At 61.9% G+C, this 15030-nt stretch carries 10 protein-coding genes; 4 read left to right on the top strand and 6 right to left on the bottom strand.

Features of this window, described 5'->3' with window-relative positions; translation table 11 throughout:
- The first annotated feature begins 114 nt into the window (after positions 1–114).
- The 4 genes from ADN01_RS10785 to ADN01_RS10770 all read left to right on the top strand — a co-directional run bounded on the left by ADN01_RS10785 (position 115) and on the right by ADN01_RS10770 (position 7957).
- A complete protein-coding gene (locus ADN01_RS10785; protein ID WP_075071124.1) occupies positions 115–1278 on the top strand; it encodes a DNA double-strand break repair nuclease NurA in 1164 nt (387 codons plus the stop codon).
- Entirely contained in the window at positions 1275–1907 is a 633-nt protein-coding gene (locus ADN01_RS10780) for a hypothetical protein (RefSeq protein ID WP_062419569.1), read from the top strand. Before ADN01_RS10785 ends, ADN01_RS10780 begins: the two co-directional genes overlap by 4 nt.
- The gene (locus ADN01_RS10775; RefSeq protein WP_062419570.1) at positions 1900–3615 is read left to right on the top strand and encodes an ATP-binding protein; all 1716 of its coding nucleotides are present in this window, start codon (positions 1900–1902) and stop codon (positions 3613–3615) included. The genes ADN01_RS10780 and ADN01_RS10775 overlap by 8 nt, the downstream gene beginning before the upstream one ends.
- A gap of 238 nt (positions 3616–3853) precedes the next feature.
- On the top strand, positions 3854–7957 hold the full coding sequence (locus tag ADN01_RS10770; protein ID WP_062419571.1) for an InlB B-repeat-containing protein: 4104 nt from the start codon (positions 3854–3856) through the stop codon (positions 7955–7957).
- A 76-nt stretch (positions 7958–8033) separates the two neighbouring features.
- Here ADN01_RS10770 and ADN01_RS10765 read toward each other — a convergent pair whose 3' ends face one another.
- The 6 genes from ADN01_RS10765 to ADN01_RS10740 all read right to left on the bottom strand — a co-directional run bounded on the left by ADN01_RS10765 (position 8034) and on the right by ADN01_RS10740 (position 14944).
- On the bottom strand, positions 8034–8486 hold the full coding sequence (locus ADN01_RS10765) for a divergent PAP2 family protein (protein WP_062419572.1): 453 nt from the start codon (positions 8484–8486) through the stop codon (positions 8034–8036).
- A complete protein-coding gene (locus ADN01_RS10760) occupies positions 8486–8722 on the bottom strand; it encodes an exodeoxyribonuclease VII small subunit (RefSeq protein WP_062419573.1) in 237 nt (78 codons plus the stop codon). Before ADN01_RS10760 ends, ADN01_RS10765 begins: the two co-directional genes overlap by 1 nt.
- Entirely contained in the window at positions 8719–9972 is a 1254-nt protein-coding gene (gene xseA, locus ADN01_RS10755; protein WP_062419574.1) for an exodeoxyribonuclease VII large subunit, read from the bottom strand. Before xseA ends, ADN01_RS10760 begins: the two co-directional genes overlap by 4 nt.
- Before the next feature lie 18 nt (positions 9973–9990).
- Positions 9991–11442: a glycosyltransferase gene (locus ADN01_RS10750; protein ID WP_062419575.1), complete on the bottom strand. Its 1452-nt coding sequence runs from the start codon at positions 11440–11442 to the stop codon at positions 9991–9993.
- 136 nt (positions 11443–11578) lie between these two features.
- Positions 11579–13945 carry a S8 family serine peptidase gene (locus tag ADN01_RS10745; RefSeq protein WP_062419576.1) on the bottom strand — a complete coding sequence of 789 codons (2367 nt, stop codon included), beginning with the start codon at positions 13943–13945 and terminating at the stop codon, positions 11579–11581.
- A gap of 240 nt (positions 13946–14185) precedes the next feature.
- Positions 14186–14944 (bottom strand): dimethylarginine dimethylaminohydrolase family protein, encoded by a 759-nt coding sequence (locus ADN01_RS10740; RefSeq protein WP_062419577.1) that lies wholly within the window; start codon positions 14942–14944, stop codon positions 14186–14188.
- Between the last annotated feature and the right edge of the window lie 86 nt (positions 14945–15030).

Genomic DNA, 15030 nt, shown 5'->3' with positions numbered 1-15030 from the left:
TTCTCGCCAAAGGGCCGAACCCTGCCCATTTTTTAAGCGCAAAGCGCTTGCAAAGCGCTTTGAAGCGGGTATAATTTCATTAACAATTGTTCTAGGAACCTGTCAGGGGACAACATGCCCATTAATTATCAGGAACTGCAGCCCCAAATCCACACCCTCGGTGAGCACGCCGTACAGCGCGAACACAGCCTGCGCGAGCGCCGCGAACAGGTCCTGCGGCTCTTGCAGCAGGCCGCCGCCCAACCGCAGCGCCTGCGCGAACGTATCGAACTGGCCGCGCTTCAGGATCCGCGCCTGCGCTGTGCGGCCCCCGCCGCCGAAGGCCTGACCCTGCACCGCCCGCCCCCCCATTCAGACCAGCCGCGCACCCTGCTGGCCGCGGACGGCTCCCAGATCCCCCCCGACCGCCACGCTGCGGTGGAATTTGCCCTGCTCAACGTCGGCCTGATCGAAATGCACCCCCAGGAGGCCGCCGCCCCCCAGGAGCACATCACCACGCTGCTGCTGGCCGATGACGAGGATCATCCAACCGGCGCCCCTCTGACCGAAGAGGCCGTGGAAAACCGGCGCGACATCCTGGAACGGCAGGTGCTGGCACGGCGCGCCGCCCAGCTTCCGGGGCCGGTGGTGGCCCTCACCGACGGGCCGCTGGAGCTTTTCCGCGAAACCGGGCAGCCGGAACTGCGCCAGTATCTGGACGAACTGCGCTCCCTGGCGCGCCTGAGCGTCATCACCGCCGGTTATGTGGAAATCCTCAAAGCCCAGCTAGTGGTGCGCGCCCTGGAGCTGCTGATTCTGGCGGAAGACGAGCTGAGCCGCGCCGCGCAGCTTCGCCCCCTCTTTGGCGTGGATGACGGCGACCTCTTTCGCGGCCTGCTGGATGTGGGCGAGCGCTCGGCGGTCTTCGCCCTGCAATCCAACCGCGCCCAAAGTTACAAAGATGAATTGGCCCTGCACTTTTTCTATCTGAATGTCGGCCGCCCCCACCAGCCCTACCTGGCCCGGGTGGAAATTCCCGCCTGGGTGGCCCAGGAACCCGCCAGCGTGGACCTGCTGCACGCCGCCCTGCTGGCCCAATGTTCTCTGTTGGGCAGCCGCCCCTACCCCTACATCCTCCAGCGCGCGCATGAGGTGGCCGTGGTGCGTTTTGAAGAAGCTGAACAGGTGCTGCTCATGCTCCAGCGTGAGCTGCTTTCTCGCGGGTTAGACCCCGGCAGCCTGTCGAACAAGCTGTATCATAAACAGATGAGCCACAAACGAACGAGGTATGGACGATGAGCACGATTGAAATTGGACGCCTGCTGCGCTCCAGCACCACCGGCTGTGTCATCGGCTGCCGGCTGTCGGATATTGATGTGCCCGCCCTGGGGGGCATGGTGCGCATCCCCCTGGAAGACCCCGCCCACACCCAGGTGTACGGGCTGATTTACGATATCCACGTGGATGACGACGGCCTGGTGCGCCAGCTGATCACCGCCGATCAGGTGCACCCCAGCGTCATCCTGGATAACCGCCTGAACCGCAACGTGCCTGTTGAAATTTCGGTGCTGTTTACCGGCTACGAACAAAACGGCCAGATCTGCCATCTGCTGCCGCCGCGCCCGCCCCTGACCCTGGATGTGATTTACCTGTGCAGCCCGGCCGAGCTGGCGCGCTTCACTGCCGCCGGGCGCTTTGGTTATTTCCGCCATGTCCTGCGCGCCCGCGACCTGCCCGTGGAAGAGCTGCTGGCCGCCCATGTGCAGCAGGCCGCCGCGGCCCAAAGTGCGGCGGGCAGCCGCGAGTGGGCACAGCAGGCCGCTGCCGAGCTGATCACCCTGCTGCGCGATGATTACCCCACCCTGATGGGCGTCTTAGGCGCGCTGGCCGACGCCCAAATGGGTTCCATCGGAGGGCAAAATGCCTGAAAAACCGCTTTCCAACCCGGTCATCGGCTACGTCGTCGGCGGCGGGCTGAAGAACAGCCTGCGCGTGCGCCTCAACGTCTCACCCCAAAGCGTGCAGGAAGGGGCCTTTGTGGTGGTCAACAGCGGCGATTGGCAGTTCTACGGCCTGGTCACCGACCTGGAGCTGGGCGCCACCGACCCGCGCTTTGCCGATGAGCAGTCCGAACAGCGCCTACCCCCTGCCCTGGCCGGGCTGCTGCACGGGCAAACCCTGTACACCAATCTGGAGGTCCTGCCGCAGTTGATGCGCGAAATCGGCCCCGACCTGGGCGACCCGCGTTACCCGGCCTGGCGCGCCGAACACCCCGACGACCGCGAACTGCGCCTGCTGCCGGTGAAAACCATCCCCTCGCACCACGCCCCCGTGCGCATGGCCGACGCGGGCGACGTGGCCGAGATCTTCGGCGTGCCCGGCGAGGGCGGCAATTTCGAAATCGGCAGCACCCGCGAACAGGGCCACCCCATCAGCCTCAATCTGGATAAGTTCGTGCAGCGCTCCTCTGGCATCTTCGGCGCTACCGGAACCGGCAAATCCTTCCTCACCCGCATCCTGCTGGCCGGGCTGATGCACCACAACAAGGCCTCCATCCTCGTGCTCGATATGCACAACGAATACGGCCTGGATGACACCGCCAGCGACACCGGGCAGCGCGTCACCGGCCTACAGAGCAAATTTGGCCGCAGCCGCGTGCGTGTGGTCGGCGTGGGCCGCGGCACCATGATCCGCGGGCAAGCCCCCGATTTTCATCTGGAGCTGGCCGAAAGCGACATCACCGCCGCGGATATCGAGATGCTCACCCGCGAGCTGAACCTGAAAGAGACCACCCCCACCACCCTGGACGCCCTCTACCATTCCTTTGGCAGCCACTGGTTCTCGCGCTTCCGCGGGCTCAAGGTGGGGGCCGTCATCGAGGATGACAACGGAAAGAAAATCCCCGCGCCCGACAGCGTGGCCGCCTGGGCGCTGGAAGCGGGGGTCAACGTGGCTGCCGCCGAAGGCCTGCGCAGCAAATTGGAGCGGGTGTACAACCTACCCTACATCGTGGAAAAACCCACCTCCGACAGCCTGCAGGAGGTGATTCACTCGCTGGAGGAGGGCAAACATGTGGTGCTGTCCTTCGGTGAATATGAACGAGACCTGGACTATCTGCTGGTAGCCAACATCCTCACCCGTCACATCCGCACCGCCTGGGAACGGCGCACCAACGCCTTCCGCGCCCACGGTGAAAAAGAACCCCGTCCCCTGGTGATTGTGGTGGAAGAGGCCCACAAGCTGCTCAACCGCGAAATGGCCGCCCAAACCGCCTTCAGCACCATCGCCCGCGAAATGCGCAAATACTACGTCACCCTGCTGATCATTGACCAGCGCCCGTCGCAGATTTATGACGAGGTCATGTCGCAGCTCGGCACGCGCGTCACCGGCTGGCTGGGCGACGAAAGCGATATTCAGGCTGTGCTTTCCGGGCTGGCCGGGCGCGACGCCCTGCGCGGCATGTTGGCGCGCCTGCAGCCCAAAGAAGAAGTCCTGCTGCTGGGCTGGGGCATGCCCATGCCCATGCTGGTGCGCTCGCGCCGTTACGATGACCGTTTCTGGCAGGAACTGTTGGGCGGCAAAGCTGGCAGCGCCCGTTCGCAAAGCGACCTGCTCAAAGAACTGGGGATCTCTTAAGCCAATCCCTGCGGAAAACCCGCGAAATTCTCTTCCAAGAATCATCCCCCTTGCTGTGGACGAACAGCAGGGGGCTTTTTTTCGACTCCCCGGTCTGGCCGGTTTACAATCACTTTACATCCCATCCGGGCCGGTTTTTCCGTCCGCATCCGCTTGTATAATCATCTCAGGCGGGCTTTTTTTGTTCACCCACAGCTTTAATTTCATCTACATTCCAAATGAACCAGTGAGGTCAACCATGAATCAGCGGGGCCAATTGTGGAAAAGCATTTTCAATGCGATCGCGGTTTTCATTCTTCTTGTCTCGTGGGTGGGGGCCAGCCCGGCGCAGGCCCAGGCCGAAGACCCGCCTGCCGCGCCCCAGGGCGGGGGCGGCTGCCATCCATTCCCAGACGTGTTGGAGCCCAACGACACCCTGGAACAGGCCCCGCGGGTGGACGCCAACGACAGCATCCACGCCCAGTTGTGCCCAGGCAGTGAAAACGACTATTACGCCGTGGATCTGACCGCCGGGCAGGAACTGGTGGTTACCCTCGAATACGATACGCCCTACCCCTGGCCCATGTTTGAAATCTTGGACGCAAACGGAGACACGGCCGTGGATTCCTGGTGGCTGTGGTCCAATGGGATTTATCTGTTCAGCGAAAATGGGCGTGAATACATGAGTTACGCCTTCACACCCCAGCAAAGCGGGCGCTACTACATCCATGTTTATTCCTGGATGAGCGAGTTCCCGATCGAGTACACCTTGCACCTATCCACGTTGTGCAAGGGTTTGTTCACCGAAGCCCAATACAGCGAGGACGGAAATGCCATCCTCACGGAGCCCGCTGGCAACTGCGGCAAAGGCCCGCGCGTGTACCAGGCCGGCACCCAGGTGCGCCTGCAGGCCGTCGCAGGAAAAGATTACCAGGGGACAGATTATAAATTCGTGCGCTGGAACGGCGACCTGAGCGGAAGTGCCAATCCGGCAACCGTGCGTATGGACCGCACTCAGCGCATCCGAGCGCTGATGACCTTAAGCGGCCCGCCCTTCTCCTGCGCCAATGCTGAGGGCGTCAGCGTCAGCGATTGCGAAGCCCTGGTGAGCCTGTTCAACGCCGTGGACGGCAAAAACTGGAAAAACAGTGAGGGCTGGCTGTACGATCCTTATGTTTGCGGCTGGTATGGCGTGTACTGCGGCAAAGACTACAGTCTGTATCTGCGCGGCAACAAGCTCAAAGGCAGCCTGCCCGCCAAATTCTATACGCTGAGCGGCTTCCCTCACATCGATCTGGGCGAGAACCAGTTAGGCCCTTCGCTTTCCGACAGCTTCTCCAAAATGCCCCAGCTCAAGACCCTGCGCCTGGATCATAATCAGTTCAGCGGCACACTGCCCGCCGGCATGAAGACCCTGCCCAACCTGCGCACCCTGGACCTGAGCTACAACCAGCTCGGCGGCCCCCTGCCGCTGGACGGCGCCAACTGGCCCGCCCTGCGCAGCCTCAACCTGGCCGGAAACCAGTTCAGCGGCGGCATTCCCAGCGCCCTGCGGGATCATTTCTGGTATCTCAACAGCCTGGACCTCTCCTACAACCGCCTCACCGGCCCCATCCCCACCGATCTTAATCAGATGTTCTGGCTGGAACGCTTGGAAGCCCATCACAACCAGCTCAGCGGCCCCATCCCACAAGAAATCGGCACAATGGGTCATCTGGCTTACCTGGATCTGCAAAGCAACCTGCTCAGCGGGCCGCTGCCGGCCGTCCTGGGCAATCTGCCCCTCCAGGTGCTTCAGCTTTCCAACAACCGCCTCAGCGGGCCCATCCCGCCCGAACTCTTCAGCGAAAACACACAGAGTTTGGAAGTCCTGGAACTGGCCAACAACCAGCTCAGCGGCGAGATCCCCTGGCTGTTCAGCATGTTCCCGTACCTGCGCCAGCTGCGGCTGGACGGCAACCGCCTGATTGCACCGGACTGGTATCTGCGCCTGTTCCTGGCCTGGAAGAACCCCAGTTGGGTCAGCAGCCAGCGCGTGCCCATGCTCCAGGTCAGCCTGAACGACCTGGGCATCTCCGTGTGGAATTTCCCCGTCAACACCGACCTGAGCGTCTCTATCCGAGACAGCGGCAACGCCCTGCTCTATCAGACCACCACACAGACCAACAGCATGGGTTATGCCTTCTTAAGCAGCGGCGATCATCAGGTTGCCCTGGCCCCCGGCATGACCGTGGAGGTCAGCGACGGCGTCACCGTCAAACAGCTCACCCTGGAAACGGTCGCTGTGAATCAAGTCAACCTGCCCGCTCAGCAGGTGACGGGCACGGCCCAGCCCGGCGCTTTGGTGCAGGTACTAGCGGATAATTTAAGCCAATATGACCGCGTGCAGGTCGTGGCCGACGGCGGCGGCAGTTGGGATACCCAAAACGACGACTGGCTGCACGACTGGTTTGGCGAATGGGCTGAGCCCACCGAAAGCCTGCTGCTCCTGCCCGACACCCGCGTCAGCGCCCGCGTCTACGACGCCGACGGGGACGTGACCTACGCCCAGCAAATCCCCTGCATTCCGCTGCAAACCGCCGTCTCCCCGGCCTCTGCTGGCACGGTGAACGCGACCCCCGCCCCCAACTGCCCCAACGGTTATCTGCAAGGCACCATCGTGCAGTTGGAAGCCGCCGCTAACCCGGGCTTCAAATTTGACCATTGGAGCGTTGCGGGCTATACCACCTCCGACCCGCAATTCCAGGTGCAGGTGAACCCCGACACCCTGGTGACGGCCAACTTCCAGGAAGCGGTGCCCCCCACCGTCCTGAAGGTCAATTCCTTCCGCCCCACCGCGGACCAGCAGATCACCCCCGGCGAGGTCATCACCAATCTGCCCATCACCCAGCTGTGGGTGCATTTCAGCGAGCCCATGTACAACCCCAGCGGCGACCTGCTCTACCCGCGGGATGTGACCAACCCCAACGCCTACCGACTGACCGTCTCCGGCCAGCCGGTGACGGTCAACCTGGTGGTCTACGACGCCGCCAACCGCGCGGCCAAGCTGCTGCTCAACGGCGGCAAGGCCCTGGAATCAGGGAGCTACACCCTCGAAATTTTGGACGGCTGGTTGGATGACAGCCAGCGCAACCTCTTCGACGGCGACGGCGACGGCATCCCCGGCGGAGCGTACACCCTGGATTTCACCCTCAGCAATATCCCCTCGGCCCCCAAGCTGGTGGCGCCTCTTTCGCGTACTTTCCTCAACGACACCACCCCCGCCTTTGAGTGGATGCCCGGCCCCACCGATAAATCTTATATCCTGCAAATCGCCCACGACTCGGCCTTCCAGAGCCTGGTGGGAACCTATGCTGTTGCGGGTTCCACCTTCACCCTGCCCGCAGAGGATGCGCTGGCGGAGGGACGCTACTTCTGGCGTGTGTATGCCGTCAACCCCTTCGACCTGCCCGGCAAGTGGAGCCAGGTGTGGAATTTCATCGTGGATACCAGCGCCCCGGCTGCCCCGCTGCTGCGCACGCCCAAGCAAAACACCAACACCACCGATACCACCCCATTGTTGGCCTGGATGCGTTCCCCCGGCGCACAGAGCTACCGCTTGCGCCTCTCGAACGAACCCAGCTTCTCGCGCATCCTGGTGGATACGACCACCCTCAAAACCAGCTATGTGCTGCCCACCGCCGATGCGCTGCCTTACGGGCGCTACTACTGGCAGGTGCAGGCCGTGGACGCCGCCGGCAACCTTTCGCCCTGGAGCGGCTTCTTCACCTTTGATGTCAGCTTGCTGCGCAGCCCCCAGGACGGCACCTACACCACCCAGACCAACCCCACCCTGCGCTGGACACGGCTGAAAACCGCCTCGCATTACTATCTGGAAGTCAGCCGCAGCCCCTACTTCACCCCCGGCAACCAGGTGCTGTTCTTAACCGTGCCCGGTAACGAAACGCGCTGGGTTCTGGGGCCGCTTTCGCACGGCTGGTACTACTGGCGCATGGCCGCCGTGGTGGACGGGGTGACCACACCCTGGATGCCGACCGAGAGCTTCGCCGTCACCCCCGGTCTGGGACGGCCCAAACTGACCAGCCCGGCCAACAATAGTATCCAGCCGACCCGCACCGTGGAACTGGTCTGGCAGGAAGCCTCCTGGGGAGGTTACCTGCCGCCGGTGTATCAGGTGCAGGTGGATGACACCAGCAACTTCTCCAGCCCGCTGGTTGATGTCACCCTGAGCGCGGGCGAGCTGAGTTGGGTAACGCCCAATCTGGTCAACGGCAAACACTACTGGCGCGTGCGCGCCGTCAACTGGCTGGGTTACACCGGCCCCTGGAGCGCCTCCGGCAATTTCACCGTGCTGGCGCCGTAACCGGCCGACTCCCCTTCAATGCAAAGCCCCCCGCTGTGAAAGCACAGACGGGGGGCTGTTTTATCTTCTCTATACCTCACGGCCAAAGGAAGTAAATCAGCACCGGAACAAGGATGCCCAGGAAAATACCCGCAATCACCTGCCGCGGCGTATGCCCCAGCACCTCCTTCAGCGATTCCTGCGAAATCGGATGTCCGCTGAAGAGTTCATTAATCATCAGATTTAGCTTTTGAGCGTGAATGCCGGCCTGCCGCCGCACCCCGGCCGCGTCATAGACCACAATCATGGCCACCGCCAGGCTGACCGCAAAGGCGGGTGTTTCAAAGCCGGAAAACAAGCCAATGGCTACCGCCGTTGAGACCACCAGGGAGGAGTGCGAACTGGGCATGCCCCCCGCGCTGATCCACATCCCCCAATTCCACCGCCGCGATGTCCAGTAATAAAACAGCGGCTTTAGCACCTGCGCCAGCCACCAGGCCGACAAGCCGGAGATCAATATTCGATAAGGCGCCAGGGTTTCCCAGAACATCAGTCCTCCTCGCCCGTCTCCAGCGTGCCCAACTCCACGCGAAGCTGCCGCACGCGCAGTTCCGCCTGATCCAACAGCAGGGCGCAGCGCCGCGCCAGGGCCTGACCGCGTTCAAACAAGGCCAGGGACTCTTCCAACGCGCTTTGGTCCCCTTCCAGAGCGGCCACCACCTGTTCCAGCTCCGCGTAGGCCTGTTCGTAGGTCATGCTTTCAATGTCCACAGGGTTCTTTTTCATTCCGTCTCCTTTGGGCTGCCTTGCGCGGGGCGCGGCGGGGTGCTGACCTGCGCGCCGAAGGTGCCGTCGGCTACGCGCACCTCCACCCGCTCACCCGCCTGTACCTGCCCCACACTGCGCACCAAGTGTCCATGTGCGTCCGATACCCAGGCGTAGCCGCGCTGCAAAACCGCCAGCGGGTTCACCCCCGCCAGGCGTTTTTCCAGGCCCTGCACATGCACCCGGCGTAAAGCCAGGGTTTGTTGGGCGGCGCGCTCGCGCCGCTCCACCAGCCGGTCCAATGCCTGCCGCTCCATCTGCACCCGCCGCAGGGGCGAAGCCCAGCTCATGCGCTGAGCTGCTTCATCCAGCGCCGCGCGCTCCCCCTGCATGCGCGTCAACAGCGCTATCTCGGCCCGTTGCCACAGCCCGGCCAGTTCATATTGCATGTCGCTTTGCGGGGGAACCGCCGCCACCGCCGCCCCGGTGGGCGTGGGGGCGCGCAGATCCGCGGCAAAATCCGTCAGGGTGAAATCCGTCTCATGCCCCACCCCGCTGATCACCGGCACGGCGCAATTGGCCACAGCTCGCACCACGCGTTCATCGTTGAACGCCCACAAATCTTCCAACGACCCTCCCCCGCGCGCCACCAGAATCACATCCGGCAGCGGAGAGAGCCGCTGCAGCGCGCCCAGGGCCGCTGTAATCTGCGGCGGGGCCTCTACCCCTTGCACCGCCGCAGGAGCCACCACCACCTCTGCCAGGCGGTAGCGGTTGGCCAGGGTATTGAGCATGTCCTGTAAGGCCGCCCCCGTGGCCGAGGTGACGATGCCAATGCGCCGCGGTCGCTCTGGGATGGGGCGCTTGCGGGATGGGTCAAACAGCCCTTCGGCTTCCAATTCCGCCTTCAGACGCATAAATTCCAGATACAGCTGCCCCTCACCCGCCAGGCGCAAGCTGGAGACGATCAGCTGGTATGAGCCGTCGCGCTCATACAGGGTGATCGCCCCATGGGCGTCCACCGCCAGCCCATTTTGCAGCTCCAGGCGGATGCGCTGGGCGGTGCTGCGCCAGATAACGCACTGCAGCGCCGCCGCCGAGTCTTTCAGCGTGAAATACAGGTGGCCGCTGGTGGCCCGCTTAAAATTGCTGATCTCACCGCTCACCCACACATCTTGCAAAAGCTCATCGCCTTCCAGGCGTTGGCGGATGTAGCGCGTCAGCTCAGCAACGCTCCAGGCGGCGGGTCCAAACAAAGCGGGCTGTCGCATAGCCTTCCTCGGTTCGCGTTAGATAAATTTCATGCGCCGCGAGGCAAACGACACCATGCGCAGCAGCAGCCAGCCGTGTTTCCAGCGCTGAATGTTGGTGGTGCCGTAGGTGCGTTCGCGGTAGCGGATGGGCAGATCCATGATCTTAAAATTCAGGCGGGCCGCCCCAAACAGCAGATCAAAGTCGCCAAAGGGGTCGAAATCGCCAAAATAGGAGCGGTTGGCGGCGATGGTGCGGTAATCCTGCTTCCACAGCACCTTCGTGCCGCACAGGGTGTCTTTCACCGGCTGACCCAGCAGCCACGAAAATACCATCGAAAAGAACTTGTTGCCCAGGAAGTTGAAAAAGCGCATGGCGTCTTTTTCCATCGGGTACACCAGGCGCACCCCGTTGATGAAATCGCCCTTGCCCGCTACCAGCGCCTCATAAAAGCGCGGCAGATCTTCCGGCGGAACCGTCAGGTCGGCGTCCAAAATCATCAGAATGTCCCCTTGGGCCACATCAAAGCCCGCGCGCACGGCATCCCCTTTGCCTACCCCCGGCTGGCGCAGCAGCACCGAGCGGCGCTGAGGGTTGGCGGCGATGGCCTGCTGAATGGCCTCGTAGGTGTTGTCGGTGGAATTGCCTTCCACAAAGATCAGCTCCGTGCCTGCACCCATTTCGGGAACCCGCGCAAAAATGGCCGGGACGTTGCCCGCTTCGTTGCGCGCCGGAACCAGCACCGACACCACCGGCTTTTCCGGCACATCCCGCCGCACCGGGGCCGGGCGGGCCAGGGTGAAGTGGGTGAGGGCCAGATGGTTGAACGGCCAGAGGCGCACCAGAAAACGGTTGAAAAACGGCGCCAGCAAGGGGATATCCAGCGGCAGAATCACCTCTTCCCAGGTGCGAATCGGCTCAAAATTAGCCAACGCCAGCAAATTTTCCACATCCGATGGAGTCAGCCAGTTCTGATACAGATTGGGGGCTGCCAGGCCCAAAGCCCGCGCCGCGCGCAGGGGCAGTTCCCACAACCGGCTGTAATAATTGACCAAAATGCGGGTCGCGGGCGTACACAGCGGCTTCAGGCGGTCAAAAGCCGTCTGCACATCCCATAAATCGTTCACCAGGTCCGACAGCACGATCACATCAAACGGCCCCTGCACATCCAGCTCGTGGGCGTCGGCCTGAACAAAGTGCAGCTGCGGGTGTGCACTGCGGGCGCGTTCCAGCATCCCCGCTGAAAAATCTACCCCCACGCCGTACGCGGGTTTCAGCGCGGCCAGCAGATGGCCCGCGCCGCAGCCAATTTCCAACACACGCTGGCCTTCAGGGATCAAGTAGCGGTAAATTTTGGCTAAACGGCGTTGATACGCGCCGCCCCAGCCTTTCCAGGTCTTCAGCCGTTCGGCCACCTGTTCCCAATGGGTGCGACGTTCAGATTGATAACGTTCATACGCGGGGTCAAGAGAGAGTTCATGCGGGTCCAAAATTGGTTCCTGTTCGTGAAAAATGAAGATCGTTTGATTTTACCATGCCCAGGGCCTGCCGGACGTCGATTAAAAGAACTCCGCCGGTTTTCACCGGCGGAGCAGTATGGTTTGGATGGTTCGCAGCGTTCAGCGGCTACGGGATGATATACGGCCAGATTGCGTCCGTACCGCAGGCGTCCACAGCGGTGAAGGTCTTGCCGTTCACCGTGCCAGCGTGCCACCAGGCTTCGGTCAGCAAGGGATCGCAAGCATCCGCCGTGAAATCGCGCACCACGCCGCCGATCACCTTGCCATTGAACCAGGCGGTCACTTTGATCCACTGGTTAAGCAGGGTGCCGTCGCCGTTGTCGGTGAACAGAACCTGATAGTCGCCCGGCAGTTTCACCTTGGCGCCAGCGCGTTTGATGCTCAGCACTTCCCAGGTCTGCAGGTCCTCTTCGTCAAAGCGCTGGTAGCGAGCAAAGGGGAACTCCCACATGGCGCCGACTTCGGAATAGGGGTTGTTGGGATACATAATGCCGTCATATTTCTCCGGGCCAACGATGAACGGCGTAGCATCCGGCAGCCACAGGTAGGAATCCAATTCGTCAAAGAAATTCCACCAATCCCACTGCGAAACCACCTGGAAGTCGCCCGCGGGCGGGATCACCAGGAAGTGTTCAGCGGAGTTGCTTTCAAAGACGCCCGGGGTGGCGAACAGATCCATCGCCGCCGGCTGCCAGCCCGCGGTGTAGCCTTTGGCTTTAACACGGGCATTGTACGGCCCCACGGGCAGGTTGATCAGATCCACCGCCGGGAAGGTATAGAACGGGGGCTCCACAGCCGCGATATCCATCACCTTGTTGGTGACAGCATCCACAGCCGCAACCTGCGCGCCAGCCAGCGGCAGGCCGGTCACCGCATCATAGGGGAACACGGTCAAAGCGCCGCGGCCCATAGCAGCAGCCAGGTCCAATTCCACCGCGTTTTCCATATCCTCGGCTGCGGTGAAGGGGACATCAGCGAACGGCCAGCAGAATGGCATTTCGCCCAGATAACCGCTGTCGCTGGAGCCCACCGTGGGATCAACCACATTTGGATCCACCGCCAAGATCACCGGGCGGCCCGAATCCATCAGAATGCCCTCCACATCCGCGTTCGTCAATTTTTTATCCAGCGACCAGACTCGCGCTGCCGCCGCCGCCACATGCGGGGTGGCCATCGAGGTGCCGTTGAGATACGCAGCATCACTGCCCATCATATATTGGCCCAGTACCGAAGGATAGCTGACCGGGATCGTGGAGAAAATATCTTCACCCGGCGCAACGATCTCAACCCAGGCGCCGTAATTGGAGAAGTAGGCAGCGCAGCCTTCAAAATATTCGCCGTCATCATCAATTCCGTTGCCGTCCATATCCACCCAGGTCTCTTCGGAGGCAATCGCACCCACAGAGACCATGCCTTCGTGAATGGTATTGGCGCCGCCGTCATCCACCGAACCCACCGGCGGAACCGACAAGGGGGAGGCAAACGCCGCCGGGTAGTGCATTTCACTGGTGCTGGCGTTGCCCGCGGCCATGGCCACGAACTTACCCTGGTTGACGGCCAGATGCAAGGCGTCGTATTCCACCGCCGAGCCTTCACTTCCGCCCAGGCTGAGGTTCAGAACCTTCACGGCCTTGTTGTTGGCGCAGTAGCGAATGCCAGCGGCGATATCGGCGCTGGTGCCCCAGCCCTGGTCGGAAAGCACTTTCACCGCCAGAACCTTGCCGTTGGAAATGCCCGCCGGGCCCATGCCGTTATTGGCCTTAGCGGCAATCGTTCCGGCCACATGCGTGCCGTGACCGTAATGATCATCCGCGATCTTGTCATCGTTGACGAAATCATAGCCGTTGATCGCGCGGCCCTTGAGGTCGGGGTGGTTAATGTCCACGCCGGTGTCAATCACGCACACCACAGGGGACATTTTCTTCTCCGGCCAGATGATGTCGTGACCGATCCAGGAGTTGCCCCAGTTCTCAAATTCATCGTTGGGGTAGGTGGGGATGACCTGCACTTTGCCGCCGGTGCGCTTGACTGTGCGCATGGACAGCAGCTCTTCCACCGTCAGCTTCTGTTTGTTGGGCAGTTTGCGGTCCACCTCTTTGAGTTGGAAGGGTTCCGCAGAGGTCAGCAGTTGTTCCGGCAAACGGCGCACGTAGTTCGGCTCCACAAAGCGCACGCCCGGCTGACCCGCCAAACGGGCCGCCACCGCCGTCACATCCGCCGCAGGGTCAAAGCTGATCACAGCCGTCTGGTCAAACACCTTGACCACCTGCGCGTCCACCGAACCTGCCAGGGCCGTTGCCTGGCCCATGACAACCTTTACCGATGCATCAAAACCAATCACCAGCTCACCCGGCACAAATTCGCCCTCCGGGACAGCAGGTGCTGCCTGCGCCTGCGCTGGGGCAGCCGCGGGCAGCAGGCTGAGCGCCAGAAGCAGCGCGATGAGCAGATGAACAACGCGAGTCTTTTTCATAGAATTCCTTCCTTTGCACAAGTCGAAATTAAGGAGTGACCTTTCTTTGATCGCCAGGGGGTTTTTCGAGCGAATAAGTACCGGAGCTCGCCTGACGTAATCCCCGCCGTAACCGCACACCCCGTACCAACGCTAATTCGCATAGAGGAGTCTGCCCATTCACAGCAGTCACATTAAATAATTATAAGGAGAGTAATGCCGCGCCGCAAGCCAAATCATGTAAGCAAATTTTGGCGCGCCTTAAAACCGCAGCGTCATACAGCTCAGCCCGCCGTCCATCTTGCGCGGCTCGCTCACCGCCTGTTCAATCACGGGATACCCCAGCGTTTCCAGCAGGTGGCGCGTGCGCGGGAACCCCGCCGGGGTGATGAGGTGTTCATTGACCAGCAAGGTATTGGCCGCATATTCTTCCTCCGCGGGCACCACCAGCCGGGCATAATTTGCGAATTCAGGGCGGTCTGCAAAGGTGGGCGTGATCAGCAGCGTGTTCTGGCCCACATACGTCACCGATGATTTCAGGTGTAAGCCCGCCGCCACCGGAACCGCCTGCCAGGTGTAGCCGTGCGGCTCCAAAAAAGCACCCAACTGAGCCGCGCCCTCAGCGTTGGTGCGCTCCGACACGCCGATAAAGAAATGGCGCTCCACCATCAACACATCTCCGCCGTCCAACGTTCCCGGCGACTCAATGCGCACCGTGGGACGAAAGCGAGCCAACACCGGCTCTATGCTGTCTTCTTCCCCCTGCCGGGCCGCCGCCCCTGGACGCGCGATCACCGCCAGTTCGGGCGTGACCACAGCGGTATCTTCCACAAAATAGGCATCCGGATACCCCGGCAGGGCCGGCAGCAGGGTAACGGCGATGCCCAGCCGCTCAAAGGTGTGCAGATAATCCGCATGCTGCTGCATGATCAAGTTGTAATCCGGCGCGCCCAAAGCGGCTGTCGTTAACCCCTTGGCAAAATCTGCTCCCGGCAGGCGGGCTATCACCTGTGTAAACATGAAAACCTCCCAGATGGAAAATAACCGTGTCTACCCATGAGTATAGCGAAAACCCCAACAGAGTCAACGGCCTGCCAAAAGCATGT

Source organism: Levilinea saccharolytica (assembly GCF_001306035.1).
GTDB lineage: Bacteria > Chloroflexota > Anaerolineae > Anaerolineales > Anaerolineaceae > Levilinea > Levilinea saccharolytica.
The sequence above is the reverse complement of the archived record's forward strand: the minus strand, read 5'-3'. Positions and strand labels throughout refer to the sequence as shown.